The organism is Sphingobium sp. FW306-1B-F04DB (assembly GCF_058781925.1).
This window is the reverse complement of the sequence record NZ_JBYSXE010000058.1, coordinates 1-25,967: the sequence shown is the minus strand read 5'-3', so window position 1 is coordinate 25,967 and position 25,967 is coordinate 1. Positions and strand designations below refer to the sequence as shown.

The 25,967-nt window shown below is 63.0% G+C and carries 27 protein-coding genes and 1 tRNA gene; 6 read left to right on the top strand and 22 right to left on the bottom strand.

Features of this window, described 5'->3' with window-relative positions:
• Positions 1–140 precede the first annotated feature (140 nt).
• The 8 genes from AC3WJD_RS19095 to AC3WJD_RS19060 form a co-directional block, all read right to left on the bottom strand.
• Entirely contained in the window at positions 141–524 is a 384-nt protein-coding gene (locus tag AC3WJD_RS19095) for a VOC family protein (protein ID WP_492748331.1), read from the bottom strand.
• 160 nt (positions 525–684) lie between these two features.
• A complete protein-coding gene (locus tag AC3WJD_RS19090) occupies positions 685–1,797 on the bottom strand; it encodes an S-(hydroxymethyl)glutathione dehydrogenase/class III alcohol dehydrogenase (RefSeq protein ID WP_492748330.1) in 1,113 nt (370 codons plus the stop codon).
• Positions 1,798–1,970: 173 nt separating this feature from the next.
• The gene (locus AC3WJD_RS19085) at positions 1,971–2,921 is read right to left on the bottom strand and encodes a class I SAM-dependent methyltransferase (RefSeq protein ID WP_492748329.1); all 951 of its coding nucleotides are present in this window, start codon (positions 2,919–2,921) and stop codon (positions 1,971–1,973) included.
• Between the two features lie 143 nt (positions 2,922–3,064).
• Positions 3,065–3,676, bottom strand: a complete 612-nt coding sequence (gene eda, locus AC3WJD_RS19080; protein WP_492748328.1) for a bifunctional 4-hydroxy-2-oxoglutarate aldolase/2-dehydro-3-deoxy-phosphogluconate aldolase — start codon at positions 3,674–3,676, stop codon at positions 3,065–3,067.
• Between the two features lie 125 nt (positions 3,677–3,801).
• On the bottom strand, positions 3,802–5,625 hold the full coding sequence (gene edd / locus AC3WJD_RS19075) for a phosphogluconate dehydratase (protein ID WP_492748327.1): 1,824 nt from the start codon (positions 5,623–5,625) through the stop codon (positions 3,802–3,804).
• Complete coding sequence (pgl, locus tag AC3WJD_RS19070) at positions 5,622–6,326, bottom strand: 6-phosphogluconolactonase (RefSeq protein WP_492748326.1); 705 nt, start codon at positions 6,324–6,326, stop codon at positions 5,622–5,624. The genes edd and pgl overlap by 4 nt, the downstream gene beginning before the upstream one ends.
• Positions 6,319–7,770, bottom strand: coding sequence for a glucose-6-phosphate dehydrogenase (gene zwf, locus AC3WJD_RS19065; protein WP_492748325.1), 1,452 nt, complete (start codon positions 7,768–7,770; stop codon positions 6,319–6,321). The genes pgl and zwf overlap by 8 nt, the downstream gene beginning before the upstream one ends.
• Positions 7,771–7,895: 125 nt before the next feature.
• A complete protein-coding gene (locus AC3WJD_RS19060) occupies positions 7,896–8,513 on the bottom strand; it encodes a TetR/AcrR family transcriptional regulator (RefSeq protein ID WP_492748324.1) in 618 nt (205 codons plus the stop codon).
• 175 nt (positions 8,514–8,688) lie between these two features.
• On the opposite strand from AC3WJD_RS19060, the gene AC3WJD_RS19055 reads away from it, so the two are divergent.
• Both AC3WJD_RS19055 and AC3WJD_RS19050 read left to right on the top strand, forming a co-directional pair.
• Complete coding sequence (locus tag AC3WJD_RS19055) at positions 8,689–10,989, top strand: TonB-dependent receptor (RefSeq protein ID WP_492748323.1); 2,301 nt, start codon at positions 8,689–8,691, stop codon at positions 10,987–10,989.
• Positions 10,990–10,991: 2 nt separating this feature from the next.
• Positions 10,992–11,864, top strand: coding sequence for an alpha/beta fold hydrolase (locus AC3WJD_RS19050; RefSeq protein WP_492748322.1), 873 nt, complete (start codon positions 10,992–10,994; stop codon positions 11,862–11,864).
• A 3-nt stretch (positions 11,865–11,867) separates the two neighbouring features.
• Here AC3WJD_RS19050 and hspQ read toward each other — a convergent pair whose 3' ends face one another.
• Positions 11,868–12,248, bottom strand: coding sequence for a heat shock protein HspQ (gene hspQ, locus AC3WJD_RS19045; RefSeq protein ID WP_492748321.1), 381 nt, complete (start codon positions 12,246–12,248; stop codon positions 11,868–11,870).
• 122 nt (positions 12,249–12,370) lie between these two features.
• On the opposite strand from hspQ, the gene AC3WJD_RS19040 reads away from it, so the two are divergent.
• Positions 12,371–12,460: transfer RNA gene (locus tag AC3WJD_RS19040), tRNA-Ser, on the top strand.
• A 113-nt stretch (positions 12,461–12,573) separates the two neighbouring features.
• On the opposite strand, the gene AC3WJD_RS19035 is transcribed toward AC3WJD_RS19040, so the two are convergent.
• Positions 12,574–13,140 carry a hypothetical protein gene (locus tag AC3WJD_RS19035; RefSeq protein WP_492748320.1) on the bottom strand — a complete coding sequence of 189 codons (567 nt, stop codon included), beginning with the start codon at positions 13,138–13,140 and terminating at the stop codon, positions 12,574–12,576.
• Between the two features lie 577 nt (positions 13,141–13,717).
• Here AC3WJD_RS19035 and AC3WJD_RS19030 point away from each other — a divergent pair.
• Both AC3WJD_RS19030 and AC3WJD_RS19025 read left to right on the top strand, forming a co-directional pair.
• Positions 13,718–14,278: a RusA family crossover junction endodeoxyribonuclease gene (locus AC3WJD_RS19030; RefSeq protein WP_492748319.1), complete on the top strand. Its 561-nt coding sequence runs from the start codon at positions 13,718–13,720 to the stop codon at positions 14,276–14,278.
• A gap of 141 nt (positions 14,279–14,419) precedes the next feature.
• Complete coding sequence (locus AC3WJD_RS19025) at positions 14,420–14,998, top strand: DUF3761 domain-containing protein (RefSeq protein WP_492748317.1); 579 nt, start codon at positions 14,420–14,422, stop codon at positions 14,996–14,998.
• 19 nt (positions 14,999–15,017) lie between these two features.
• Here AC3WJD_RS19025 and AC3WJD_RS19020 read toward each other — a convergent pair whose 3' ends face one another.
• The 7 genes from AC3WJD_RS19020 to AC3WJD_RS18990 all read right to left on the bottom strand — a co-directional run bounded on the left by AC3WJD_RS19020 (position 15,018) and on the right by AC3WJD_RS18990 (position 21,999).
• Positions 15,018–15,611: a hypothetical protein gene (locus AC3WJD_RS19020; RefSeq protein WP_492748316.1), complete on the bottom strand. Its 594-nt coding sequence runs from the start codon at positions 15,609–15,611 to the stop codon at positions 15,018–15,020.
• 246 nt (positions 15,612–15,857) lie between these two features.
• On the bottom strand, positions 15,858–16,370 hold the full coding sequence (locus AC3WJD_RS19015) for a hypothetical protein (RefSeq protein WP_492748315.1): 513 nt from the start codon (positions 16,368–16,370) through the stop codon (positions 15,858–15,860).
• Positions 16,371–16,516: 146 nt separating this feature from the next.
• Positions 16,517–16,729: a recombinase family protein gene (locus tag AC3WJD_RS19010; protein ID WP_492748314.1), complete on the bottom strand. Its 213-nt coding sequence runs from the start codon at positions 16,727–16,729 to the stop codon at positions 16,517–16,519.
• Entirely contained in the window at positions 16,672–17,847 is a 1,176-nt protein-coding gene (locus AC3WJD_RS19005) for a DUF4238 domain-containing protein (RefSeq protein WP_492748313.1), read from the bottom strand. Before AC3WJD_RS19005 ends, AC3WJD_RS19010 begins: the two co-directional genes overlap by 58 nt.
• A gap of 185 nt (positions 17,848–18,032) precedes the next feature.
• Positions 18,033–18,650 (bottom strand): recombinase family protein, encoded by a 618-nt coding sequence (locus tag AC3WJD_RS19000; protein WP_492748312.1) that lies wholly within the window; start codon positions 18,648–18,650, stop codon positions 18,033–18,035.
• A gap of 835 nt (positions 18,651–19,485) precedes the next feature.
• Positions 19,486–19,647 (bottom strand): hypothetical protein, encoded by a 162-nt coding sequence (locus AC3WJD_RS18995; RefSeq protein ID WP_492748311.1) that lies wholly within the window; start codon positions 19,645–19,647, stop codon positions 19,486–19,488.
• 186 nt (positions 19,648–19,833) lie between these two features.
• Positions 19,834–21,999 carry a M23 family metallopeptidase gene (locus AC3WJD_RS18990; RefSeq protein ID WP_492748310.1) on the bottom strand — a complete coding sequence of 722 codons (2,166 nt, stop codon included), beginning with the start codon at positions 21,997–21,999 and terminating at the stop codon, positions 19,834–19,836.
• A 160-nt stretch (positions 22,000–22,159) separates the two neighbouring features.
• Here AC3WJD_RS18990 and AC3WJD_RS18985 point away from each other — a divergent pair, with 160 nt between their 5' ends.
• Positions 22,160–22,495 (top strand): hypothetical protein, encoded by a 336-nt coding sequence (locus tag AC3WJD_RS18985; protein ID WP_492748309.1) that lies wholly within the window; start codon positions 22,160–22,162, stop codon positions 22,493–22,495.
• On the opposite strand, the gene AC3WJD_RS18980 is transcribed toward AC3WJD_RS18985, so the two are convergent.
• The 5 genes from AC3WJD_RS18980 to AC3WJD_RS18960 all read right to left on the bottom strand — a co-directional run bounded on the left by AC3WJD_RS18980 (position 22,492) and on the right by AC3WJD_RS18960 (position 25,837).
• On the bottom strand, positions 22,492–22,731 hold the full coding sequence (locus AC3WJD_RS18980; RefSeq protein WP_492748308.1) for a hypothetical protein: 240 nt from the start codon (positions 22,729–22,731) through the stop codon (positions 22,492–22,494). The two genes, AC3WJD_RS18985 and AC3WJD_RS18980, sit on opposite strands and share 4 nt — an antisense overlap.
• A 283-nt stretch (positions 22,732–23,014) precedes the next feature.
• The gene (locus AC3WJD_RS18975) at positions 23,015–23,230 is read right to left on the bottom strand and encodes a hypothetical protein (RefSeq protein ID WP_492748307.1); all 216 of its coding nucleotides are present in this window, start codon (positions 23,228–23,230) and stop codon (positions 23,015–23,017) included.
• Between the two features lie 268 nt (positions 23,231–23,498).
• Positions 23,499–24,224 carry a hypothetical protein gene (locus tag AC3WJD_RS18970; RefSeq protein ID WP_492748306.1) on the bottom strand — a complete coding sequence of 242 codons (726 nt, stop codon included), beginning with the start codon at positions 24,222–24,224 and terminating at the stop codon, positions 23,499–23,501.
• A gap of 462 nt (positions 24,225–24,686) precedes the next feature.
• On the bottom strand, positions 24,687–25,046 hold the full coding sequence (locus tag AC3WJD_RS18965) for an HNH endonuclease (RefSeq protein ID WP_492748305.1): 360 nt from the start codon (positions 25,044–25,046) through the stop codon (positions 24,687–24,689).
• Between the two features lie 203 nt (positions 25,047–25,249).
• A complete protein-coding gene (locus AC3WJD_RS18960) occupies positions 25,250–25,837 on the bottom strand; it encodes a tyrosine-type recombinase/integrase (RefSeq protein WP_492748333.1) in 588 nt (195 codons plus the stop codon).
• Between the last annotated feature and the right edge of the window lie 130 nt (positions 25,838–25,967).

The following is a 25,967-nucleotide window of genomic DNA, read 5'->3' as shown; positions in this document are numbered from 1 at the left end:
GGGTTGGGTGGGGGTGATGTTTGGCATAGCGCTCCGCGCTGAACCTCACCCCCTCTCAACTGCGCCTAGCCCTCGCTGCGCAAGGCCAAGGCTGCGTATCTCTCCCCCATCAAAGGGGGCGAGATCAAATGTCGTCACCGTCACTGTTCCGGGCGGTGCATCGCGCAGATCTTGTTGCCTGCGGGATCGCGCAGATAGGCGAGATAGAGTTTGCCGAAGCCGCCCTCGCGCATGCCCGGCGGGTCTTCGCAGGCCGTTCCGCCATGGGCGATGCCCGCGGCGTGCCACGCATCGGCCTGCTCGGGTGAGCCCGCAGCAAAGCCGATCGTGCCGCCATTGGCGAAGCAGGCGGGCTCTCCATTGATCGGTTTGGTGATCATGAACAGTCCGCCATTGTGCGCATACATCACGCGGCCCTTGGGGTCTACGCGGCCGGGCTTCGCGCCGAGCGCGCCCAGGGTGGCGTCATAAAAGGCCTTGGACTTTTCGACGTCGTTGGCGCCGATCATCACGTGCGAAAACATGGCATCCCTCCTTTTTGTGCGGTTCCGATGGAACCTTCTATTGTCATGCTGAACTTGTTTCAGCATCCATGAACACCGCATCGTCAAGTCTTGCGCGGTCCGTGTTCATGGACCCTGAAACAAGTTCAGGGTGACGACGGTGCGTAGTCTCGACCTTCGCTCAATACACGACGACGCTGCGGATGCTCTCGCCCGCGTGCATCAGGTCAAAGCCCTTGTTGATCTCTTCGAGACTGAGAACGTGCGTAATCATCGGATCGATCGCGATCTTGCCGTTCATGTACCAGTCGACGATCTTCGGCACGTCGGTGCGGCCTTTGGCGCCGCCGAACGCGGTGCCCTTCCACACGCGGCCAGTGACGAGCTGGAAGGGCCGCGTCGCGATCTCCTTGCCCGCCTCGGCGACGCCGATGATGATGCTCTCGCCCCAGCCGCGATGGCAGCATTCGAGCGCGGTGCGCATCACCTCGGTATTGCCCGTCGCGTCGAAGCTGTAATCGGCGCCGCCGTCGGTGAGCGCCAGAACCTCCGCGATCACATCCTCGCGCGACTTGCCCTTGCCATTTATGAAGTGCGTCATGCCGAACTGGCGGCCCCATTCCTCGCGGTCGGGGTTGATGTCGACACCGACGATGACGTCCGCGCCCACCATCCTGGCGCCCTGGATGACGTTGAGGCCGATGCCGCCAAGCCCGAAGACGACCACCTTTTCGCCGACCTGGACCTTGGCGGTGTTGACCACCGCGCCCACGCCCGTGGTGACGCCGCAGCCGATATAGCAGCTCGTCTGGAAGGGCGCGTCCTCGCGGATCTTCGCCACCGCGATCTCAGGGAGCACGGTGAAGTTCGAGAAGGTCGAACAGCCCATATAATGGTAGATCGGCTGGCCCTTGTAGGAAAAGCGCGTGGTGCCGTCGGGCATCAGCCCCTTGCCCTGCGTCGCGCGGATCGCGGTGCACAGATTGGTCTTGCCGCTGAGGCAGCTTTTGCACTTGCGGCATTCGGGGGTGTAGAGCGGGATGACGTGATCGCCGGGCTTGACCGAGGTCACGCCCGCGCCCACCTCGCGCACCACGCCCGCGCCCTCATGGCCGAGGACCGAGGGGAAGATCCCCTCGCTGTCGAAACCGTCGAGCGTATAGGCGTCGGTATGGCAGATGCCCGTCGCCATGATCTCGACCAGCACTTCGCCGGCCTTGGGTCCCTCAAGATCGAGTTCGACGATTTCGAGCGGCTTCTTTGCCTCGAACGCGACGGCGGCGCGGGTTTTCATGGGCGCGGGTCCTTTCGGATGGATACGGTTTCCCGCTGCTTGCCGCCATTCGCCCCCGCTTGGCAAGAGCGAGCCCCAGTTTTTTATACAGTCGTATAACAAGCGTGATGTCTCGCACCCGGGATGACGCGCGCCACGCCTGACCCAGGTATCCGGGCGGCGCGCATTCCGGCTCAGCGTTCAGCCATGCTGTCCGGCTCGGCGAGCATCAGCAGATGCGTCGCATGGTCGATGAAGTGCGGATCGGTGCTGTAGCACTGCTCCAGCTTTTCGAGATCTATGTGGAAGCCGTCAGCCTCGGCGCCTTCCTCGGGATTCCAGCGCGGATCAGGGGCGAAGCGGCTGTGGAAAAGGTCAAGTCCGCAGAGGCGCGTGATGCCGATGCGTGGTGCGTACAGCCCCTCGAGTTCGCGCGCCGTGAACAGGTGCGAGCTGAATTCGATATGCCGCCCATCGCGCAGATCGATCTCGAGGCGGTTGGCGCGATGATCCTGACGGAATGCGGCTGCGCGCTCGACATGGTCGACGAAGATCGAGGGCAGACTGCCCACGGTCCGCACGCTCACCAGCAGCGCGCCGCGCGTGATGCGCGTGAGCTCGACGGCGACTGCGGGCTGGCGCTCCATCTCGACATGGTTGAGCACGCCGTTCAGGCACAGGCAGAGATCGACCGAGCCCGTCGCCTCGGGCAACGGATGGGTGACGTCGGCGGTCTCGAAGCGTAGGCGCACGCCCTTATAGTCGCGCAGGTCGTTGGCACGCATCCGTGCGATCGCGATCTGCTCGCCCGAAATGTCGAAGCCGCGCGCCTCGATACGGGGGATGCCGAGCGCCCAGGCGCGCACGACGATGCGGCGCAGCCAGGTGCCGGGACCGCAGCCGACGTCGAGCACACGCAGCGTCTCGCAACCTGCCTCGGCGAACGCAACAAGCCGCGCCTCGATCGCAGTCCAGATCCTGCGGTCGCCATAGGAGTAGCGGCCGCCGAAATCGAACAGGTCGCGCGCCGGGCCGTCGGCATAGGTAAGGTAGTGCACGCCGGCACTGTCATAGGCGCGTGCGATTTCGTCATGCGTCCCCGGTTTGCGACGCGAATTCAGGGTGAGAACCGAGCGGGCAGCCATAATATACTCCACAATTGGCATTGGCCGCATGGAGTTAGGGCTGGTGGGCATTTTGGCTCAAGACGAGTGGAGCGTGCCCGGCATATGGATTCCATAGGATTTGCGGCCAGAGCGCGGCCCAGCCGGCGCGAAGGCGAGCGAGTTCAGCCGAGCCGCGCGGCCGCCTTCGCATTGGCGGTGATCGCCGCGACATCGGGCACGCCCTTGGGCACGATCCAGCTGCCGCCGACGCAGAGCACCTGATCGATCGCCAGCCATTCGGCCGCGGTAGCCTCGGAGATGCCGCCCGTCGGGCAGAAGCGGCAATTGCCGAACACCGCGGTCAGGCTCTTGAGCGCGGGGGTGCCGCCATTGGCCATGGCGGGGAAGAACTTGAAGTGTGTCAGCCCCATGTCGAGCCCGCGCATCACGTCGCCCGCATTGGCGGTGCCGGGAAGGAAGGGGATGCCGCTGTCGACCGCGGCCTTGCCGAGCCTGTCGGTAAGACCCGGTGAAACGATGAACTGCGAACCCGCGTCGATCGCCGCGTTGAGGTCATCGGGATTGAGCACGGTACCCGCGCCGACGATCGCGCCCTCGACCTTCGCCATCTCCTTGATCGCGTCGAGCGCGCATTCGGTGCGCAGCGTGACTTCGAGCACCTTCAACCCGCCCGCGACCAACGCCTCGGCGATCGGGCGCGCATGCGAGATATCCTCGATCACCAACACCGGGATGACGGGCGCGGTGCGCATGATGGTTTCGATGGGCTTCATTGCGTCAGGAACTCCTGCTTTGGTGTCATCCCCGCGCAGGCGGGGATCCAGAGACGTCCGCGCGGACGCCAGTCATCGTCTGGATTCCCGCTTTCGCGGGAATGACAGGAAGGGGTTTGAGGGGGTCACAGTCCGGCAAGCGCCAGCATGGCAGAGCCGCCGCGTTCCGCCTCGTCGGCCGAATGGCGCATCAGCGCGAAGAGCTCGCGGCCGGTGCCCATTTCGATAGTGGGACGCGGGGCCGGCTTGCGGGCTTCCCAGATGTCTTCATCGACCAGCGCCTCGACCTCGCCGGTTTCTGCGGAGATGCGGACGATATCGCCGTCGCGCAGCAGCGCGATGGGGCCGCCGCACCAGCCTTCGGGGGTCAGGTGGATCGCCGCGGGTACCTTGCCCGACGCGCCCGACATGCGGCCATCGGTGAGGAGCGCGACCCTGAAGCCCTTGTCCTGCAGCACGCCGAGCGGCGGGGTGAGCTTGTGGAGCTCGGGCATGCCGTTGGCCTGCGGTCCCTGAAAGCGGACGACGACCACAACATCACGCTCGAGCTCGCCCGCCTTGAAGGCCTTCAGCACCGTATCCTGATCGGAGAACACGCGGCATGGTGCCTCGATCGTCCAGCGCGATTCATCGACCGCGCTGGTCTTGATGATCGCGCGGCCGAGATTGCCCTTGAGCAGCCGCATGCCGCCATCGGCACGGAAGGCTTCCGCGGGCGCGCGGAGCATGGTGTCGTCGCGTGTCTCGGCGGGCGCGTCGATCCAGTCGAGCGTCTCGTTCTCCAGCGTCGGCTCCTGCCCATAGGGCTCGAGCCCGCCTGTCCACACGGTCAGGATGTCGCGGTGGAGCAGCCCGGCGGCGAGCAGTTCTCGGATGACGAAGCCCATGCCGCCGGCGGCGTGGAAATGGTTCACGTCGCCCGCGCCGTTGGGATAGACACGCGCCACGAGCGGGACCACCGCGGAGAGGCGGTCCATATCCTCCCAGTCGATGATGATTCCGGCGGCGCGCGCGATCGCGGGAAGGTGGATCGCGTGGTTGGTCGAGCCGCCCGTGGCAAGTAGGCCGATCGCCGCATTGACGATCGCCTTTTCGTCGACGCAGTGGCCGATCGGACGATAGTCGCCGCCGTCCCAGCCGATCTCTGTGACACGGTGGACCGCGGCGCGCGTCAGCTCCTGCCGCAGCTTCGTACCCGGATTGATGAAGGCGGCGCCGGGGACGTGAAGCCCCATCATCTCCATCATCATCTGGTTGGAATTGGCGGTGCCGTAGAAGGTGCAGGTGCCCGCACCGTGGTAGCTGGCGGCCTCGGCCTCGAGCAGTTCGTCGCGGCCCACCTTGCCCTCGGCATAGAGCTGGCGGACGCGCTGCTTTTCCTTGTTGGCGAGGCCCGAGGGCATCGGGCCGGCGGGAATCAGGATCGTCGGCAGATGGCCGAAGCGCAGCGCGCCGATCAGCAGGCCGGGGACGATCTTGTCGCAGATGCCGAGCAGCGTCGCGCCCTCGAACATGCCGTGGCTGAGCGCGATCGTGGTGCCCATCGCGATGTTGTCGCGACTGAACAGCGACAGCTCCATGCCGAGCTGGCCCTGCGTCACGCCGTCGCACATCGCGGGAACGCCGCCCGCGACCTGCGCGGTTGCGCCCTTTTCGCGCGCGAAAACCTTCATCTGCTCGGGGTAGCGGCCATAGGGCTGATGCGCCGAGAGCATGTCATTATAGGCGGTGACGATGCCGATGTTCATCGCCTTGCCACCGCGGATGACAGCCTTGTCATCGCCCGCAGCCGCGAAGCCATGCGCGAGATTGCCGCACGACAGCGTCGGGCGATGGACGCCCTTTTGGCGCTCGCGGTCGATCAGCTCGAGATAGGCGGTGCGGCCCTTTCTCGACCGTTCGATGATCCGGTCGGTGACCGCTGCGATTTCGGAATGAAGATTGGTCATGCGTCGAGCCAGTGGATGTCGATGGGTTGTTCGGCGTCGGCGAGCACACGGCCGACGGGGACGCTGGAGCTGGGGCCGTCGGCGATGGCCTTTTCGAGCACCTTGCGCTTTTCCTTGCCCGTGATCGCGATTAAAATGGTGCGTGCCGACAGGATCGAGGCGCGGCTCAATGTCACGCGCGCGACGGGCGCTTCGGGGGGCAACGGATCGGGCATGACGCCGAGTGCCCGGCGCGCCTTGGGGCCGTTCAGCGCCTCATCGAGATCGGGGCCGGGGAAGATCGAGGCGGTGTGGCCGTCGGTACCGACGCCGAGCCAGACGAGATCGATCGGCCAGTGGAGATCCTGCAGCCGCGCATCCGCTGCGTTGCCCGCGAGCTTGTGGTCAGGATTCTCGCTGCCGATCGGCAGAACGCGCGCGCCAAGCGGCAGGAATGCGCGTGCGATGCTCGCGACATTGCTCATCGGGCTGTCGACCGCGACAAGGCGGTCGTCGGTGGGGATGATCGTCACGCTCTTCCAGCGCAGCTTCTTCTGCGCGAGCTTTTCGAAAACGGGCGCGGGGGTCTTGCCGCCGGGGAAGGCGACAAGCGCCTGGCCGCGCGCATCGAGCGCGCTTTCGATGATGAAGGCAATGTCACCGGCGATCGCCTCGGCCCATTCGTCGGCGTCTTCATAGTCCCAGAATTCGGCCTCAATCATGCCAGCTAACTCCATCACGTTCCGTCAGCGCGATCGCGGCCGATGGGCCCCAGCTTCCCGCGCCATATTCCTTCGGCGTCATCCCGTTCGCGGCCCAGCCGGCGCGGATCGCATCGACCCATTCCCACTGCGCCTCGACTTCGTCGCGACGGACGAACAGCGTCGGATCGCCCTCGATCAGGTCGAGCAGCAACCGCTCATAGGCGATCCGCCGCCGCGTGCTGGCAAAGGCGCTGGTGAGCGACAGATCCAGCGGCACCTCGCGCAGCGTAATACCCTCACGGTCGAGCCCGGGTTCCTTCGCCATCACGAGCAGGCGGATATATTCCTCGGGCTGGAGGCGGATGACGAGCTTGTTGGCGGTGAGCCGTCCGCCGCGATTGGCGAAGATCGAATGCGGCACCTTCTTGAACTGGATGAAGATCTCCGACTGGCGGTTGGGCAGGCGCTTGCCCGTGCGCAGATAGAAGGGCACGCCCTGCCAGCGCCAGTTGTCGACAAATGCCTTGATCGCGACGAAGGTCTCGGTGTCCGAAGCCTTGCCGAGTTCCTGCGTATAGCCGGGCACCGCCTCGCCCTTGCTCGCGCCGGGGCCGTACTGTCCGATCACGGTGTGTGTGGCAGCGCTGTCAGAATCTATTTTCCGGAGCGAACGCAGCACCTTGACCTTCTCGTCGCGGACCGCGGTTGCGTTGAGGTCGGCGGGGGGTTCCATCGCCACGAGCGCGAGGAGCTGGAGCATGTGGTTCTGCACCATGTCCCTGAGCGCGCCGGCGCCGTCGTAAAAGCCGACCCGACCTTCGAGGCCGACGGTCTCCGAAACGGTGATCTGGACATGATCAATGCCGTTGGCGTTCCACAGCGGCTCGAACATCATGTTGGCAAAGCGCAGCGCCATCAGGTTCTGGACGGTTTCCTTGCCCAGATAATGGTCGATGCGGAAGGTGCGTTCCTCGGGGAAGGCCGCGGCGACCGCATCGTTGATCTCGCGCGACGAGGCGAGATCGGTGCCAAGGGGCTTTTCAAGCCCGATCCGGACATTGTCGCCCGCGAGGCCCGCGGCCTTGAGACCGGCAATGGTGGGTTCGAACAGGAAGGGGGCGGTCGACAGGAAGATCGCGATGCCGCCCGAAGTGTCGCCGATCTTTTCGGCGAGCGCCGGAAAGCCGTCGGGCTTCGAAGCGTCGAGCGGCTGGTACAGGAGCCGGTCGAGGAAAGATCCTAGCAAATCCCCATTCTTGCGATCGGCGGGAAGGAATTCCTCGAGCGCCTTTTTCGCGAAATCGCGATAGCCTGCATCGTCGAGCTCGCTGCGCGCGGTGCCGACGATCTGGAGGCAATCCGCGATCAACCCGTCGGCATGAAGCGCATAGAGTGAGGGAAGGAGCATGCGCCGGGCAAGATCGCCGGTCGCGCCGAAGAGGAGCAGGGTCTGGCAGGCCATAGGAGTGGCGTCATTCCCGATGCTTTCCCTACCGTCAACCGGGGGAGCAATTTTTTGGCGACGTTCGCGCGTGTTTTTTGGGGCAAGCGGGCCACGCCGTCGCGCGTGCGCAATTTTCGTGCGCGTCAGCGCGCCGGCTGAACCAGAAAGGCGCGGCACGCATCCCGCATCGCATCGCGATTCCCGGGCAGGATCGTGTCGCAAATGACATAGCTGTAGATGAGGAAGGCGCGCGCCCTGGCCTCTTCGGCAGGAACGCCGCTCGCGGCGACAACCGATTCGAACCAGGCGAGGCGGTGGCGGTCGATCTCGGCGAGCGCACGCGCCGCGCGCTCGTCGGTGAGCGCCCATGTCCGCATCGCGAGTTCGATCAGCGAGCCCGTCCGTGCGCGGTCCATCTGCGAGATCGCGAAAAGCCGCTCGAGCCGCGCCTCGGGCGTGGCGTCCATCGAGCCGAGCTCGGCCACGAGGCCTGTCGTGGTGCGCTGGCGCCAGTAATCGATCATCGCCTCGAGAAAGACGTCGCGCGTCTCGAAGCGCGTATAGAACATGCCCTTGGTCACGCCGAGCTTCTCGGCGATCAGCTCGACCCGCACCGAATCGATCCCGCCCACCGCGAGCATTTCAAGCGCCGCGATAAACCAGTGCTCGGCCGAAAGCTTGGGCTTGGGGCCGCGCCTGACCTGTCCCGATGCGGCGACGGCGATCGCCGACTGGAGCGGGAGGGGCGGAAGCGAGGTCATGCGTCGGGCCTAATGCGCATCCCGATCCGCGTCAATGAAAGACGCCTTATATCAAACGGTATGGAATGAGATTTTATCAGATGTGCTGAATTATTGACGTTTATACCGACCATGGCATATGAATAATTCATACGGTAACGAATCATATAAGCCGTGCAACGGAGAGGGAGGGTATATGGCGCGCAATCGATCGGCCTTGCGGCGGACATTGCTGGCGGGGGGCATGTTGTGGGCGTCGGCACTCGACGCGGCCCGGGCGCAGGATGTAGCGATCGATGAGGAGGGGCTTTCGGTTGGCGAAATCGTCGTCACCGCGCGGCGGCGCGAGGAAAGCCTGCAGGACGTGCCAATCTCGGTCACCGCGTTCACCGCCGACCGGCTTGACCTTCAGGGCGCGCCCGACATCACCGCACTCCAGCGCTCCACCCCCAACCTGACGCTCCAGGTTTCGCGCGGCACCAACTCGACGCTGACCGCCTTCATCCGTGGCATCGGCCAGCAAGATCCGCTCTGGGGTTTCGAGCCTGGCGTCGGCCTCTATGTCGACGACGTCTATATCGCGCGACCGCAGGGCGCTGTGCTCGATATTTTCGACATCGAGCGGATCGAGGTTCTCCGCGGGCCGCAGGGGACGCTCTATGGCCGCAACACGATCGGCGGCGCGGTCAAATATGTAACAAAACGGCTCGGTGACGAATTGAGCGGCAAGGTGCGCGGCGAGATCGGCAGCTATGACGAATACAACCTCACCGGATCGCTCGCGCTGCCGCTGGCCGACGGGGTAGCGATCGGCGGCGCCTTCGCCTGGTACAATCGCGACGGCTATGGGAAGAACTTCTTCACCGGCGCGGACACCAACGACAAGGACGTGATCGCGGGCCGGCTGTCGGTAGAGTTCACGCCCTCCGACTCCATCTTCATCCGCCTGGCGGGCGATCGCACCGAGGATCGCTCCAACACCAATCACGGCCATCGCGAAGTGCGCGAGCCCAACAGCAACACGCCCGTGCTTCCCGGCAAGTACGACACGCTGGCGGGGCTCGGCGACCGGAGCAAGGTGGTGACGCAGGGCGTGTCACTCACGGGCGAATGGCAGGTTTCAGACGCGGTGACGCTCAAGTCGGTCACCGCCTGGCGCGATGGCTATACAGAGAGTGCCGGCATCGATTTCGACGGCGTGCCGCAGCCCTATCTGGATATCGCCGCGGGCGGCAAGGTGTATCAGGACGACCAGTTCAGCCAGGAATTCCAGGCGCTGATCGAGACCGAGCGGCTGCAGGGCGTGGTCGGCGTCTATTATCTCGACGCGCATGCCGAGGGTGCGTTCGACACCATTCTCGGCCGCGGTCTCGTGCCCGAACCGATCCTGGTCCCCAACCCCAGCGCCTTCACCGCGCTCACCCAGCTCACCAGCGGCTCGGTCGACACCAAGAGCTTCGCGGTGTTCGGCGATTTCAACTATGACCTGAGCGAACGGTTGAAGCTCTCGCTCGGCGCGCGGTGGACGCGCGACAAGAAGACGGGAACGGTATTCAAGGCCAATTATTTCGGCACGATCGGCAGCCCGCTGCTCAAGCCCTATGTGCCCGTGCTGCCCGCGCCCTTCAACGTGCCGCAGATACTGACCGATTATACCAATAAGCGCACCTTCGAGGAGTTCACGCCGCGCGTCAGCCTGACCTGGGAAGCGAGCGATGGCGTCAATCTCTACGCCGCCTATGGCCGCGGCTTCAAATCGGGCGGCTTCGACATGCGCGGCGACGCGACCGCCACGCCCGACACGATGAACGGCTATGACCCCGAGATCGTCGATTCCTATGAAATTGGCCTCAAGGGTGATTTCCTCGACAACAGCCTGCGCATCAACGCCGCGCTCTTCTACACCGATTATCAGGGGCAGCAGGTAACGACGCAGGTGCCCAAGGTGACCCCGCCGCCAGGCGTGGTGAGTTTCGTCGACAATGTGGGCAGCTCGCGCATCTATGGCGCCGAACTCGAGGCCAGTGCGGTGCTCAGCCGCAATGTCAGCGCCAATCTGAGCTTCGGCTATATCAATGCGAAGTTCGAGGAGTTCCTCGTCTTCGATCTCGTGACGCGGCAATATGTCGACGTCGCCGACCAGCGCGAATTCCAGAACACCCCCGAATTCACCGCCAGCGCGTCGCTCAACTGGCAGGAGGATTTCGCGGGCGGGCGGCTGGCGATGCTGCCTTCAATCTCCTTCCGCAGCGACGCCAACCTGTTCGAGATCCCGATCCCCTCGATCGATCAGGACGGCTTTGCGCTCGTCGACCTCAGCGTGACCTGGACCTCGGGTGACGATCGCTGGCGTTTCGGCGCGCATGGCCGCAACCTGTTCGACGTGCGCTACCGCACGGGGGGCTACAACTTCCCGTCGAACCAGTTCGCGCAGTCGGTGATCGGTTTCTACGGCCCCCCGCGCACCGTCCGCTTCTCCGCCGAATACAGGTTCTGAACATGGCGGATTTCCTCGCGCGCCACTGGCGGTCGGCCGACGGGTTGTCGCTCCATGCGCGCGACTATGCCGCCGCGACGGGCGATTCGCGGCTGCCTGTCATCTGCATCCACGGGCTGACGCGCAACGCGCGCGATTTCGAGGATCTGGCGCCGTGGATCGCGGCGCGGGGGAGGCGCGTGCTCGCGGTCGACGTACGGGGGCGGGGGCTTTCGGATCATGATCCAAAGCCCGCGCGGTACACCCCTGCCACCTATGCGCGCGACATGCTGGCGCTGCTCGATTCGCTGGGCATCGCGCACGCGATATTCATCGGCACGTCGATGGGCGGGCTGATCATGATGATGATTGCGGGAATCCGGCTGCGCGCGATCGCGGGCGCGGTACTCAACGATGTGGGCCCCGAAGTGGCGCAGGCGGGTCTGGACAGGATCGCGCGTTATGCGGGCAAGCCCGTCGAAATCCGCAACTGGGACGATGCCGCCGCCTATCTCGCTCGGACCTTGGGACCAGCCTTTCCCGACCTCCCCGCGGACCGGTGGCCGGCGCTCGCGCGCCGCAGTTTCAGCGAGGACGTCGCAGGCGTGCCTCGACTCGACTATGATCCCGAGATCGCGCGTCCTTTCAAGAACCGCCCGCCGCCGCGGCGCTCGCTCATCGCCGCACTACTCTTTCGCCGATTGGCGCGTCGGCGACCGGTGCTGCTGTTGCGCGGCGAGATTTCGGACCTGCTCTCGGCCGATATCGCCGGACGGATGCGCCGCGCGGCGCCCGCGATGGAGCATGTCGAGGTGCCTCGCGTCGGTCACGCTCCGCTGCTCGACGAACCCGTGGCGCTGGCCGCGATCGAATCGTTCCTGAAACGGTTGCCCTAGAGCTTAATGGCGATGCTCGCGGCGCAGTCGGTAGCGGCCGGGCGCGAAATCGTCGAACAGACCCGAAATCGCGGGGTGGTCGACGGGCTCGTCGCTGTCGTCGGCGATCAGGTTCTGCTGGCTGACATAGGCGACGTAGGAGCTCTCCGCATTCTCGGCGAGCAGGTGATAGAAGGGCTGGTCGCGATCGGGGCGGATGTCCTCCGGGATCGCCTCATACCATTCCTCGCTATTGGCGAAGACGGGATCGATATCGAAAATCACGCCGCGAAACGCGAACATGCGATGCTTCACCACGTCGCCGATGGCGAAGCGTGCGTGCGACACCGGAGGCATAGCGGCGGGAACAATCTGTGTGCTGGTGGCGATATTGGGGTGATCCATGTTACTTATTTAGGCGGGTTTTGCGTTCAGGCAAGCGGATGGGTTGCAGAGTGCGAAATGCTGCGCTAATGGCCGCCCCTCATCGACCGGGACGCGCCGCCCTGACGGCCCCGTTCTTCAGCGGAGAGGTGGCTGAGAGGTCGAAAGCACCGCACTCGAAATGCGGCGTGCCGGCAACGGTACCGTGGGTTCGAATCCCACCCTCTCCGCCAGTCATTTTTCACGATCAGTATCGATGGAAAATCAAAGGTTTACGGGACTCGGTTTCTCCCCCGCGTACCTCAATGCGTACCTAAAGTGCGTACCTTACGATCTGCCGCCGGGGTCAAATAATTTTCAACTGTGTTTGCTGATCGGCCTGCGGTGTGGGTGCGTATTGAATGGGCGTGAGCATATCTTGTGCGCCGATCTCGGCGGCGCGCTCGATAAGTGAAGTGAAGCTGGCCTCCGTTAGCCCCGGAGTCTTGTGGTCATGGTGCCAACGGATGGCCAGATGAGGGTTCCAAATAATGGCGTGGCTCATGGGGCCGGATTTGCCCGCTTTGAGGTCGATGAAGCTCAGTTCTTGGAGGCGCTTCATCCGTCCAGTCCAAGTATGTACGCCTCGCTGCCCCCCGAACCCAGACGCTTGCGACAGCTCTGCCGGGTTGTTGATCGAGACATATGAGTTGTCCCAAGTTGAACACCAGAGGGCCAAATAGGTTGACGAAACGGGCGCTCCTTTCGTCATCTCGTCCATTATCTTTAGGATGAAAGGCATGGTCTTGGGGATGGTGGTGAACCCCTTGTTGGCGGTGCGGTGCCAAAGACTAGCCTCCCCACCGGGCCACAAATGGTCCCGCATGGCCAGAGTCTTTTTTGTTATCGCGTTGGCTTCTCGTACCGATGCCATGGTCATCTCCCATATAGATGGTGGGGCGGGTTTGGACCCCGCCCCGAGTTTCTGAAGATCAGCTCACCCTTTGTCGCTGTGGAGGCGACGGGGCTTCGATCTCCGTGAACGCACACTACAACAAAATTGTTGTTATTCAATGATTTAGATAAAAACTCAGGCGAGCCCAGTAGAGATGTCCGGTGATCTTGACTCATTGAGCTGTGATTAATGATGTATCTCGGATCATCGAGATACAACATACATTGCACGATGTAATGAAAATACAACGTAATATGAAGTAGTTGAGTGAGTTTCGACTGTGCTCCATGTGCTGCTTGTGCTGCCTCATACTCACCGTGCTCCCGGTGCTCACGGGATGGTGCAGGAAGGGGTGGGGCAGTAGGTTTTATTGCAGCGATTTTCCCACCATCTCCCGCGTCAGAACCGTAAGAGCGCGTTGGGTGGGACCGAACACCCGCCCCCTAGTTTATGGCGGCACTCTGGCGCGTGAGCTGTACAGATTTCTTGACACGTGGCGGTGGCGGCGGGACAGGCGTGCTGCTGACCGGGCTCGGTATGCAAGGGGGCAATCTGGATGAAGTTCTCATTGATTTATCAGGGCGATCTTTCGCCCCGCGCCAACGCGAGCAAGAAGTGGCAGATCAGGCGTCAGTTTGAACCGCAGCTTCGGCGACTGTGGTTCACTCCGCCTTTGGAGGATATGGCGAAGTATCAAGACCCGACCCATTTGCCAGACGACTGCTACGTAGGCCGGTCCGTTGGTCAGATCGAGTATGTGCCCCTGATCACTGATCGCTTGTCGGTTCGGGCTGAAATCGAGATTTTGCTCTTCTCCAGCGATCTTCCCGGCGGGGTGGTCCGGCATGGGGACATCGACAACAGGTTGAAGACCTTGTTCGATGCCCTGAGCGTCCCGACACCTCAACAGGGAACGGCCGACGTCGTCCAAGAGGACGTCGAGTCCGACGGGCGGGTGTTCTGCCTGCTCGATGATGACAGGCTGATCACTCATGTCTCCGTTAGGACGGAGCGTCTTCTGTCGGCGCAAATGGGAAGCACCGATGCCTTGGTGGTCATCAACGTCCTTCCGGTGGCGGCGCGGGCCACTTGGTCCAACATCACGCTTACCAGCTGAGACGGATCCTCAGTTCTCCTTCAGATGTAGCGATTTTGGCGCAATATCCCTCGGCAGAGCCCTAAGATCGTATCGGGAGGGTTTTGGGTACACTTGGCGTCTGGCGGCGCTCTCGCGTCTCATATCGGCGAGTTTCTTGACATGAACTGGGGGAGTCCTGAAGGCTCACGGTGGGCGGCATTGGGGGGGCTTGGATTGCGAACATTTTTGGGCTGGGCCACAGCCATCGCCCTTTTCATAGCGCTGACCTATGGGGCGAAAGCCATGCTTGGGCCGGTCAAATGTAGGGACGGCTGGGCGTCAGCATCTATCGGTGAACGAGGTGCCTGTTCGTGGCACGGTGGGGTCGATCGATCCCGTCGCGGTTTGGGCCTTATCTTCATGGCAGTGTCGGCGGCGGCGGGTTTCGTAGCTTACAATATGGCGGAGCCATTAGAGCGTGGTAATCCCCCGCCCAAGGTACCGCCGAGCCCCCCAGCCTCAGCCCCGGCCCCTAAACCAGCGCCGGAGCCTACGCCCCGTCGCGAGCCTGAAAACAGCGGCACACGACGCCGGAAAATAGTCATCCGCTCTGACGGTAAGGCCGGAGCTTGCCCGACATGCGGCAGCGCCATGAGCCTCCGCAAGGCGAGACACGGACGCTTCAAGGGACGGAAGTTCTGGGGCTGCTCGAACTATCCAAGATGCACTGGGATCAGGCCGTTCACCGCAAGAAGCTGACGAGCGCGGTGGGCAACGGTCAAGCGGTGGAAGGCTCGACGGGAGCGTCTAGCTCCGGGGGCGGGGGTGAGGGCGGCTGACTCTCCGGCAGATACGGATATGTTTGCTGGAACGACCCAAAATGCACCAATAGGCGCTGAAGCGGCCATATCTTATGCTGACGGCCGGGGATGTTCAGGACGCGCGCGGCCTCATCCTCGCACACAAACTTCAAAGCCCGCAGCTCCCCAACGCACTCTTCTTCAAGCGCGGCCCGCTCCTCCGCCCAGCGACGGATGTCAGCGAGGGTCGGCTCGGGGCGCAGGGAGATCTCAGTGTTCATCCGCGCCCAGCGTTTCATCCACTGGGTGTGCATCATCCCGGCAGGACCGAGGCGGAGGATGACCTGTGCAATGGAGATCAGCGTCACGGTGGCTGCGCCGATCTTCGCCATCCAGCCGGGAGGACCGGAGACAAGATCACCGAAGGCGGAGGCCCCGGCCGTTATCGTGATCAGCGTGAACAACGTGTCGAGATTGGTCAGGAACGTGGCGCGCTTGCGGTGGTACCGGCTCGAATGTTCGGACCGGTAGAGCAACTGCCAGTGGCATTCGAGGATTTCGTCGTCGGTCACCCCCGCTTGGGGCGTGGCGGTGGGGCCTGTTCAGATGTTACCCGGCCAATGTTACCGCTTTTGCGGCTCTCATCGGACAGCGGGATCGGCCTCTCTGAAGGCCGCGGGGTTTGTCGGTTTCCGCCCGAAGATCTTCCGTTGCTCATAATCATCCCCCCTATACATGCCTAAGGTGTCTTGCAGGTAGAAGTTGGTGCCCCTGCCTCTCTGTAGGGCACCTTCCAAAAATACAAAAGACCCAACATGCTACGCTTCTACTGCGCGCTTTGCACTGGACCATTCATAGAGGACTTCTTCAGGAGTGTCCGCATGGCGGAGTGACCATTTACTGAAGGTGGCCCATTTCGTCGGGCTTGCTCTCAAATCAACGAGACCGTCGGACAGGCGAATCAGCGGAAACACATCATCCGTTTGGTCCCCCGCTAAAACGATATGGGCGTGTTCCCCGGCAAGCAGCGCGTGCCCGGGGTCGACGTAGTAGGAGTCGTCAGAGGTACGGCTGATTGAATGCGGGTCGACGACAAGCTCGATCCGGGGAAGAGGGAGAGCAATGGTGTTGGACTTCAACCTTGAAATGAAGACGCGCGGAGAGGAGCCGGCGGGCAGATTAACGGAAACTTCCTCACCGACGTAATCTTCACGTTCGGCCTTATGATGGCCCCGCAGGTGAAGTTCCAAGCCCCCCTTTGGATGTTTTAGGTAGAAGAAGGTGCCGGGAATAACCTCCGCTGGATCCAGCGCCCCGAGTAGCCGTATCATATTGAACCCCCTATCAATTGTGCGCCAACGTGGGGCACAACGCACCGGCTGACAAGGGGGTAGGCTCTTGGCTGGGAGCAAGATGAAAAAAGCAGGGCAGAGCAGAGGGACGCATGAACCCACAGCCACCTAAGCTAGCCCTTCCGCTACCGCCCCAAGGATCCCAAGGCGAGCTTGCCGAGGCTCGATCTGGTGTCCGCAGCGCCCTGCTGAAGGCAGCGGAAGGAGACGCCCTTGGCGTTCAGCCGGTCGACGATGGTGTAAAGGGCACCCCCTGAGCGGACCGGCCGGTCCAGCTGTGTTACGACGCGCGTGCTTTTATGTATGCCGTCTGGGGATCGTCGGAAATCTTGGTGCAAGCGCCCCGGGTAGCAGGAATCCGCCAAAAGCGATCTTTGAAGTGGTTTTTCGCATGGGGGAGCCGCACCAAGCCTCCCGCCGAGCCGTTGGTGTATCCGTACATGCGCGGCTTGAAAGTCAGGCCGCTGAACCACGCTGAAGGCAGTGGATGAACTTGCGAGTGGCTGATCACTTTCGTGACGGGAGATGCGATCTCTTCCGGGGTGGCCCTGCGATATTCCTCACCCCTTTCGGAAGTTCCTACCTCCACGCCGACCCAGAAGCGTGTCCACTCTTTGGGACGGCGCTCAGCGGAAGCGGCGAACTCTGCCCTGACGCATTCTAGGTCCGTCCAACGGGCAAAGAACAGATTGGACATGCAGCTCAGGTGCTGAAGCTGATTGATCGCCGCAACATCGGCCTTCCGCCGAACTGGCATCCACGCGCCTGACCTCCCCGGGGCGGCATAGATGTCTGCGTCATACGCGACCAGTGCGTGCTTCGGGGAGATGGGCATGAAGAGCTGCACACCGCAGGACATGAGACCGAAGGCAGGATCGGCCAGCCGCTGCTGATGAAGTCGATTCAATAATATGGCGGGGTGGTCCGATGCGATGAAATCGGCATCCGTGTCGTTGCGGAGGATCATGGTGCGAAGATCATGGGTGTACTTCGCGGTCTCCGCCCACGTTTTGATAGCACCCAACAGCATGTTCCGATGACTCAGGTCGACTTCAGGTAGCTTAACCCCTTCTCGATCCCTGAAACCTCGCATGGAAATCTCGTCCATCGCTTCCATGACCGACCGGCGGCGGTGGACAGAGAACTTCGTGCGGTTCACCTGAAGGTATGCAAAGTCGCGAAGTTTCCGCAGATCCCCTTCCGAAATCGAAGTCGGATCCTTTTGAACGCGACTCACAATGTCCCCGTACGGTCCCTCAATCTGCTGTAGGAGCTTTTCGAGAACGAGATCCTCGCCGTAGAAATATGGATGGGAACACTGCGTCTTTACGGGCGCGTCTTGAACGCCCCGACCGCTGGGGTGGTTGTAGAGGTTGATTGCCTTGCCCTCACCGTTCAGGCTGAATGGCTTGAGGAAGCAGCGCGGTACGTAATGTTGGTTTTTGTTATCAGCCATCAGTCACAAAAGATCAGTGCAGCGTTGGCCTCTAGATGCCCTAGCGTGTCCGCATTTTCTAGCCATCTGACGCGCCAGAACCGCAAGAGCGCCCCCGGTGCACCTTGGGCACCTCTCGGTAGGCTCGCGGCGTTCTGAGCGTCAGATGGGGCAGCAGACCCCGGCGTGTTACCTGTCCCCGACACCTAAGCCGCCTCCTTCAACACCTTCTGCACAGTCGCGGTAGACACGCGGGCGACCTTCGCCGTCTCGCGGATGCTCTTGCCGTTCTCTCTCGCGCCGATGATAGCCGCGCGGGTCTTCTCAGGGAGCGCAGGGCGACCGATGGCCTTCTTGCCCTTGGCAGCGCGGACCTCGGGGCTCTCGGCTCTGGCGCGCTGTAGTCCTGCCACAACGCGCTCGCGGATCATGCCGCGCTCCAGTTCGGCGAAGACCGCTGCCATCTGCAGCATGGCCTTGCCGTGGGGTGTGGAGGTGTCGATGGCTTCCTTATGGTAGAACTGCTGCACCCCGAGGGCGTCCAGTTCCTCCATGATCGTTGCCACCTTGCCGGTGGATCGGCCCAGCCGGTCAACGGCCCAGAACGCCACCACATCGAAGCGGCGACGCGTGGCCTCCTTCAGAAGCCGGTCAAGCTCGGGGCGCTTATCGCGCCCTGCGGCACCACTGATACCGTGGTCCACGTATTCACCCGCCAAGGTCCAGCCGCGATACTCAGCGAGCTTCTGAAGGTCGCGCCGCTGGTTCTCGGTGGTCTGGCTGTCGGTCGATACGCGAAGGTAGAATGCAACTCGCTTGGTCATGATCGGCTCCCCTGATGTGAGGGGAGTGCTAGTGCAGGCGTATCAGAAAGCAACCGGTTTGTGACACAGTGAGTTGAGGGCCTGAAGGCCGCAGAAATCCTTGAGTGATCCAGCGGGATTTTCGAGAGGGTTTCTGACACACCGCTACCGGGCCTCCGAAGCGGGGTGCCGGGACTTATCCACAGAAATGAACTTCCGCATGTCAGACCTTCAGGGCGCTGGGATTCATTTCCGCTTCTGTGGTCGATACATTGGTGGCCTCAACACAAGCCAAGGGGGCAAGATGAAGACCGAGAGTAGCGTTCGTGAGCGTAGCAGTGTGGATGCCGGGGAGCGTGGACCGTTCGCCGCGCGTCGTCGGGTGGAGCGACTGATCTTTGGAGAGGATGCCCGTCGTAGGGTGGAGCGGCTAATCTTCGGAGAGGAGGGCCGCGCGTCGAAGGAGGCATAATTCGCACGGAGGGCTAAGCCGGGATCAGGGAGGAGGATCACCCCTCTGCCTCGGTCTAGGCCCTCCGACACGACACCCCTACGGGGGGAGGCCGGAACCGTTCCGTACGCTAACCCGCTTCGGATTTTTGCAGCAAAACTAACGCCGCTCGCTATGAGGCCCGCTCCGGATTGATCCGAGCGTAGGAGGCCAAGATACTCGCAGCGGCCTCCTCAATGATCACACGAAGCTCCTCCCGTTCCCGCCGTTTCCTCGCCGCGCACTCTCGGCAGCATCCGTGAAGCCCGTCGGCGCGGCGGCGGCTGCGCGTGAAGGCCGCTGCAGGAAGCTCCCGGCTGCACTGGTGACACCATTTGCAGCCGCTGGCGACCGGCGGGGCAACTTTCAGCGGCATTCCGGCAGAATGGGGAAGCGGGCGTGCTTTGCCGCCAGCTTGAAGGCGGCATTCAGGGGGCGGCTGCGGATGCCAAGGGCCAACTGCGCGAAGCGGTCGCGGTCGTCCTTATCGGTGAATCGGCGGGCGGCATGGGCGTACGGGTAGTGCATGGGCGGGTATCTTTCGGGGAACCGGCGGGGGGCACCGTCGGTGTGTTGGAAAAGTGAACCATCTCGCGAGCCAGAAGCGCGAAAGGGGGCGTCAGGGTAGTTGGGGTGCCGGGATGGTCCGATTGCGCGTAGAGCGCGTCAGATGGTGGGAAAATCCATCCATCTCAGACCATCCCGGCTGATAGGTCAGCGCCGGTTGGGAGGGAACGCCGTGAAGAAGTTCTGGCGCATCTTGCCCTCGTAATCCGTGGCCTTCGTGACGATGTCACCCTTGCGGAGCGCTTCCTTGCCCAGCTGGATCCGGAAGCGGTCGACCATCTCCTTGACCGTCTGCCTTGCCCGGTCTTGGGTCATCCCCGGCGGCAGCACAGGCGGGATCTTCCGGTAGAAGTCCTGCTCCATGAGGTCGAACTTAGTCTGGGCGTTGACGTACTCAGGGCTCTTCTCGCGCATCTGAACGACGGCATCGAGTTCGGTCTGGACCGTGCTGATGTACTCCCGGCGTTCGTCAGGATCCGTGATGAGCGTGGCCGTGCGGTTCATACGCGACTGCGCCGCCGAGACGTCCACCTTCAGCCCGTAGACGTCGCCGAGGAGACCGTCGGCGCGATCACGGCCGCGCTTCTGCGCGTCACGGATGGCTCGGGCTTCAAGGCGATCTGCGCGAGCTTCCTCGCGGTCGGCTTCGTTCTCAAGGAGGTTGGTGAGCTGCACCAAGCCGTCCACGTCGATCTCGCCGGTCTCGTAGGCGTTCAGGACGTCCGTGCGGGTCAGGCTTGAGCCGCCGATACCGACCGTGCGCCCAAGGAGCGAGGTGAAGCCCTGCCGGTGCTTCTCATCCTCTTCCTTCTTCTGGGTCGCCTCGATCCGCTTGCGGGCGGCGTCGATGCGGTCGCGCTGCGCGGCACGCTCGGTGGGCGACAGGGACCATGCCCCGGTCGTCGTGTCCGGCAGGACCCGCTCACCACCCCGCGAACGCTTGGCGTCCTCGACAGGGTCAGACTTCTGGCGGGCCGGCGCGGCATCCGACGGGCTTCCCGAGGGAGCGCTGTCGGCGAACCGGTAGGCCTGAGGATCGACATCCTTGCCGTCGACCTTCACGCGATAGTGGAGATGCGAGCCGTCGCCGCTTCTGCTGCGAACACGGCCGGTGTTCCCGACGAGGCCGAGAACGTCACCCGCTTGGATCTCCTGATCCCGCTTGAAGTTCGCCTTCGAGAGGTGGGAGTAGGACGACTCGACGCCGTTGCCGTGGTCGATGATGACGTAGTTGCCCGACTTCGCGTCGTGGCCCACGGCCTTCACCCGGCCACCGGCAGGAGCCTCAATGGGATCGCCCATGCGGCCGTCGATGTCGAGGCCGACGGACCCACGCGCGCCGTGCGCGGCGAACGAGGTGGTGATCTGCCCGTCAAGCGGCAGGCGTCCCGTGGGAGCCTTGAAGACACGGCTGGTCACGGCAACCTCCGAGGGAGGCAACGCCACAGCCTGCACGCCGGCAGCGGGGGTCTTCACCGAGTAGAGCAGCTGCTCACGGATCTCCAGCGAGCGCTGGAACTGGCCCTGCTCCTCCAGCTCGTCTGCCACGTCGTTGACGACCGCGATAAGGGTTTCTTTCTTGCGCTGGTTGCTGACTGTCGCAGGAATGGCGCTAAAGCGAGTCTCGATGTCGACCTTCCCCCCGGCCATGATGTCAAGGCGTACTCCGGTGGCTGCGTAGGTCAGCGCCTGTGTGCCGTGGCGCTCCTCAATCAACTCGAAAGACCGGGCGCGCATCTCTTCGCGCGTCTTGGACATCTCACTGGCGAGCCAGCCGGCGGCTTCAGGTGAACCGAGGGGGACGACCTTGCCGTCCGGATCGAGGGCGAACTTCCCGAAGCCCTGCTCGATGAGCGCGGCCACACGGGACTTGCGGTTGTCGAGGTCGGGATCGTCATCGCTCTCGATGATGCCCCGGATCTCCTCGTCCATCTCCAGCTTATGTTTGCTGAACTCGCTTTGAACCTTGAGCGTCGAATAACCGGCCCTGTAGCTGATGCTCTTCTTGTACTTCTCAGCGTCGAACTCTCCGTGCGAGAAGTCGCTGTAGGCTTGGACCTCGTTCTGCTCCTCGCGGCGCTGGTAGCGAAGGTCATTGACGTCCTTCCACGCACCCACGGCCTCGTCGACGATCCCGAGGGCTTCTTTGACGGCCTGCGCCTGCCCACTGCCTCGCGGCGCGCGGATCTCGTCGTTGTAGATGCGGCGCTGGCCGTTGTCGGTGTTCCGACGGTTCGGGACGATGCTGTCCCGGCGGCGCAGCGCGCGGTCCTGCTGGGTGAGCCGGGGGTTGAGACGTGTGACGTCTGTCATTGCTTGATCCTTGGGAACGAGTTGTGTGACGGCTGCGCGCGCGGTCAATTCTGGCGAGACGCGCGCGTGAAGTGGCGCAAAATCGGCTACATCTCTGGGTAACTATGAATGTGAGACGCGTGCCGTTGACCGGCCGGCTGGCCTTTGCCATCCCAAGAGAATGATCGCTCTACTCATTGCCTTGGCGGCACCTGAAGCCACCCCGCCCGCGAACGATTTCATCGCAGCGTCCTCCCGCTGGGAAAACTGCGTTGTCGGCCATGTGAAGCGTTGGGCTGGGACGGGCGAGTCCATCGCCGTGATTTCAGATGCGGCCCTCTCGGCATGTGATCGCGAGAAGTTTGAGATGCGTCAGGCGACGATCCGGGCACATGCCCACATGAAGCCGCGCGAAGCGATGGCGAATGTGGACGCGTGGATGGAAGGTTCGGAAAGCGGTATCCGAAAGGCCATTGCCCGGATTGTTCTGGACGCACGCGCCAGCAAGGCTGACTAACGCATTCCCCGTTCGCGGTTGATGCGGTCGAGCTTTGCGCGCACGGCAGCGATTGCTTCCCGGTCGACCTCGCCGCCCTTCATACAGTGGCGCGGCAGGGGGCGGAAGGTGAACAGTGGGCAACCGCCGTTGATGCAAGCAGCGACCTGCTCGCGCTGTGTTCCTGCCGAGCCGGGGTCGACGATGCATTCAAAGCACTTGGTTTCGATTGCCACCTTTCGGGTAAGGTGAGTCACGACGTTTTCCGCAGATTGAGCGTGTGCGCAATGACGCCTCCCACGCAAACGACCACGTGACCCAACCAAGGATCGTAGTCCAAGCTAACCGTTTTCTGATTATTTCGCGTAGGTAGCAGCACTTCCACGGCTTCCGCCTGAGGAAGCTGCATCGTCACTGTACGCGCATCCACGCCACAAGGGCCGCGAGTGCGAATATAGAGCGGTAGACAGTCCATTTTTATTGCTTTCGTTGGCCGAAAGGGCACCGGCACGTTTCGTGCCGTACGCAAGCGGCTGTGGTTCAGAGCGCCCCAGCCTGCACTGCTGCGATCGTGGCAGCGGTTCGCGCTTGGCGGGCCGCGATGCGCTCGGGCGTCCAGTAGGCCATGTGGTTGCGCTTGCGGCGGGCGGCGTTAGCGCAGTCACGGCAGCGGGGATTGAGGCCGTCCGGGCGACTGGCATCGCCGTGGAAGGCGGAAAGCGGCAGCGCGCGACGGCATTTGGTACAGCGCTTCATGGGGAACTCCGTGGGAATGGTGGCCCACCGCCGCTGACTAGCAGGACAGCGGGGGGCCTTCCGACGGGCTCGCGGCTCCGTCGGGTTAGTCGGTGGTGGTCTTTGGAATCGGTGCGCCGTAGTCGATCCGCTGGAAGCCTTGCGGGGTCACCGAAGTGAACTCTCGGCTGCGCTCGGCGTAGTCCGGTGAAGACGGGTCGTTGGGATTCGGTAGGTTGGGCTTGGGTGGCTTCCAACCAATCAGGCGGGGGCGACGGCCTCGCATGACTTAGACGCGGTTCCGGCGTACGTTGGCCTTGGCCTTGGCAGCGGTCTCGATCCGCTCCTCGCGAAGCTTGTCTTCGGCGCGCCGTTCGGCCTCGGCGGCTTCCTCAACTTGAGCGTTAATGGTGTTCCGCTCGGCAATCGTGGCCTTGAGCGCTTCACGACGCGCAAAGGGTTCTTCCTCGTCCAGCCGCTTCAGTTGATACTCAATCTCCCTCATGCGCTGCTCCATTCCAGCGCGTCGGGAGCCGGTGATCTTCTTGACTTCTTTGCCTTCGTAGGCCCCAGTCTCAGGGTTCTGGACCGCATCCCAGCGGGCCACCTCGGCAAGTTCTTGGGCAATCTTGAGATGTTCGTTGATCATGTCACGGCTGGTTCGCGCTTGGCTGAAAACCAAGCGGTGGTAGGGCGTGGCATGTTCACCAAGACCTCCCGCAATCCGTGCGTCCAGCGCGCCTTTATAGACCGCCTCATTGATCAACCGTTGCATGTTGGCTTCAGCTGCGGCCGGCGACATAGCCTTGAGTTTGGCTCGGACCGGCTCCGCGACCGAAGGAGGCAGCATCTCCAGCGTGGTCTTCTCAGGGAGCTTGATGAGGCCCCTCACGGTCGTGGGGCTGGGGGTGCCGAAGACGGGGTCAGCGTTCACGACCTCCTCGGCATAGGATCGGTCGGCCTCGTCGATACCTTCGAAAATGTCGAAGGTGGAGGGAGGGGTGGGTTTGTCCATAATGGACCTTTCTGGGCTTGGTGAAGGCTCGGATTGAGCCGGGGCGAGGCTTCAGCTGAAGCCGGTTGGCCGGTCGGGGGACGACCGGGTCTCGGTGCGCCGCGTCGGCGACGGGAATGGGTGCGTCGTCTCCGTTCGCCAAATGGCTTGCCCCCGGAGACGACGCGATCGGCCTCGACCCGTTCGCCGACAGGCGCGCAGGGAGACCGAAGCTATGGGGATCAGGATCAGGTCAGCTGAAACGCAGCTGACAGCGGGGGCTGTTGGATGACCAGCAGGGCACTGGCAGGGGGCGGTGGGTGATCTTTAGGTGAGGCGGTGAGGAAGGGCTTTCAGGCACCGGCAACCGGCAGGACTACCTAAAGTGTTTCTCTCCCATAGTGCTGAGTAATTACCGCCCACCAGTGCCCATGCGACCTGAAGGTTATCCTTCCAATGACACCCACCCATAGTGCTGACTAATCAGCGCGCAGCAGCCTTTCGACGTTTTCTGGTCAACCGAAGCTCCACGACCGCCTGCCAAATGAAGTCGCATCCAGTCGGCGGTCGGTTCCCACGCTCAGTGTTGCATTGCTCGTGCTTGGCGAGGCCGTTGGCGTAGGCGTGGGTGCCGCCGGAGGATCGCGGCGTGACGTGGTCGAAGGTGACAAACAACGGATGGTCGGGCGGGGTCTTGAAGGTCATATGGCCACCACATCCGGCACAAATCCAGCCTTGCGCCCTCGCAAGACGTCGGAGGCGGAGGCGTTTTTTCAAACGGCGATCCTGAAGATTTGGCAGGGAGGGTTCGCGATCATTGCCCCGACTGTGAAGCTGCGCCATAGTAATCGGGTGCAGGGAATGACGTGACGGGCCGTTGCGTTGGACCGCGCGGCCCCGGCTGACACCTAGAGTCATCCCCTGCACCCGCGCCGCGCCTTGTGGAGGGGACGGCGGTAGCCCGGTATATCCGGACCACGCCGCCGTTCTAAGTGACGGTCGAGTCCTCGACAAGCGGGACAACCCTGTATGTTCCTGTGGATAACTCAATCGTCGTTGGCCTCGGGTTCCGGCGGCTGGACGCTTTCCATGCACTCGCGCAGCACCTTTTCACTCGCCCTGCCCGGATATGTTCCCATAGTGAGCCCGCCGGGTAAGCTTTCGGTGTCGTGGCCAACCACGTCGGCGATGGTCCACAGGGTGTGGCCCGCCTCCTTGGCCTCGCGGATGAACCAACGCCGCCAGCTATGGAAGTCCACGTTGGATTGCCGCTGACCCTCGGCGCGCTCGTCAATGCCAAGCTCTCGCCGAAACCGGGTGTAGGCCTTGGAAGCGGGCATGGAGCGTTCGCGGTTGCTGCCCTCGGTTGGCTCCGAGAGGTCCTCAATGAGGTAATCGTCAGCTTTCTTGTCCTTGATCCGTCTCGCGATGATCGGGGCAAGGCGCGAATGGATCGGGATGCGGCGGGCGGAAGCGTCGGTCTTGCCTTCGCCTGCGCGGGCGTTGACCTGAAACCAGCCGTCCGCGCAGTCAGCGACCCGCACCCGACAGATTTCGTCGATCCGCATTCCCGACAGCGCACCAATCCAAGTGATGTCCTCGGTGCGCTGCGCGGTTGCCTTGTCTCCTGTGATGTTGGGGTAGAGCAGCTTGCGGGCTTCGTCAGTCGTGTAGGGGCGCTTGCCGTGGGACTGTCAGGAATTTTGTGCGCGAGGCCAGTTTCGTTCATCAGACCGTGAACCTGTCGCCGAAGAGGACGGCGAA

Excerpts from the sequence above, each read along its gene's own strand:
- zwf (WP_492748325.1), bottom strand. The coding sequence starts at position 7,770 with ATGGCCTGCCAGACCCTGCTCCTCTTCGGCGCGACCGGCGATCTTGCC.
- AC3WJD_RS18990 (WP_492748310.1), bottom strand. The coding sequence starts at position 21,999 with ATGACAGACGTCACACGTCTCAACCCCCGGCTCACCCAGCAGGACCGC.
- edd (WP_492748327.1), bottom strand. The coding sequence starts at position 5,625 with ATGACCAATCTTCATTCCGAAATCGCAGCGGTCACCGACCGGATCATC.
- AC3WJD_RS19090 (WP_492748330.1), bottom strand. The coding sequence starts at position 1,797 with ATGAAAACCCGCGCCGCCGTCGCGTTCGAGGCAAAGAAGCCGCTCGAA.
- AC3WJD_RS19030 (WP_492748319.1), top strand. The coding sequence starts at position 13,718 with ATGAAGTTCTCATTGATTTATCAGGGCGATCTTTCGCCCCGCGCCAAC.
- AC3WJD_RS18965 (WP_492748305.1), bottom strand. The coding sequence starts at position 25,046 with ATGGCGCAGCTTCACAGTCGGGGCAATGATCGCGAACCCTCCCTGCCA.
- pgl (WP_492748326.1), bottom strand. The coding sequence starts at position 6,326 with ATGATTGAGGCCGAATTCTGGGACTATGAAGACGCCGACGAATGGGCC.
- eda (WP_492748328.1), bottom strand. The coding sequence starts at position 3,676 with ATGAAGCCCATCGAAACCATCATGCGCACCGCGCCCGTCATCCCGGTG.
- AC3WJD_RS19055 (WP_492748323.1), top strand. The coding sequence starts at position 8,689 with ATGGCGCGCAATCGATCGGCCTTGCGGCGGACATTGCTGGCGGGGGGC.
- AC3WJD_RS18970 (WP_492748306.1), bottom strand. The coding sequence starts at position 24,224 with ATGGACAAACCCACCCCTCCCTCCACCTTCGACATTTTCGAAGGTATC.
- AC3WJD_RS19005 (WP_492748313.1), bottom strand. The coding sequence starts at position 17,847 with ATGGCTGATAACAAAAACCAACATTACGTACCGCGCTGCTTCCTCAAG.
- AC3WJD_RS18975 (WP_492748307.1), bottom strand. The coding sequence starts at position 23,230 with ATGAAGCGCTGTACCAAATGCCGTCGCGCGCTGCCGCTTTCCGCCTTC.
- hspQ (WP_492748321.1), bottom strand. The coding sequence starts at position 12,248 with ATGGATCACCCCAATATCGCCACCAGCACACAGATTGTTCCCGCCGCT.
- AC3WJD_RS19085 (WP_492748329.1), bottom strand. The coding sequence starts at position 2,921 with ATGGCTGCCCGCTCGGTTCTCACCCTGAATTCGCGTCGCAAACCGGGG.
- AC3WJD_RS19035 (WP_492748320.1), bottom strand. The coding sequence starts at position 13,140 with ATGGCATCGGTACGAGAAGCCAACGCGATAACAAAAAAGACTCTGGCC.
- AC3WJD_RS19000 (WP_492748312.1), bottom strand. The coding sequence starts at position 18,650 with ATGACCAAGCGAGTTGCATTCTACCTTCGCGTATCGACCGACAGCCAG.
- AC3WJD_RS19095 (WP_492748331.1), bottom strand. The coding sequence starts at position 524 with ATGTTTTCGCACGTGATGATCGGCGCCAACGACGTCGAAAAGTCCAAG.
- AC3WJD_RS19060 (WP_492748324.1), bottom strand. The coding sequence starts at position 8,513 with ATGACCTCGCTTCCGCCCCTCCCGCTCCAGTCGGCGATCGCCGTCGCC.
- AC3WJD_RS18985 (WP_492748309.1), top strand. The coding sequence starts at position 22,160 with ATGATCGCTCTACTCATTGCCTTGGCGGCACCTGAAGCCACCCCGCCC.
- AC3WJD_RS19025 (WP_492748317.1), top strand. The coding sequence starts at position 14,420 with ATGAACTGGGGGAGTCCTGAAGGCTCACGGTGGGCGGCATTGGGGGGG.
- AC3WJD_RS18995 (WP_492748311.1), bottom strand. The coding sequence starts at position 19,647 with ATGCACTACCCGTACGCCCATGCCGCCCGCCGATTCACCGATAAGGAC.
- AC3WJD_RS19015 (WP_492748315.1), bottom strand. The coding sequence starts at position 16,370 with ATGATACGGCTACTCGGGGCGCTGGATCCAGCGGAGGTTATTCCCGGC.
- AC3WJD_RS19050 (WP_492748322.1), top strand. The coding sequence starts at position 10,992 with ATGGCGGATTTCCTCGCGCGCCACTGGCGGTCGGCCGACGGGTTGTCG.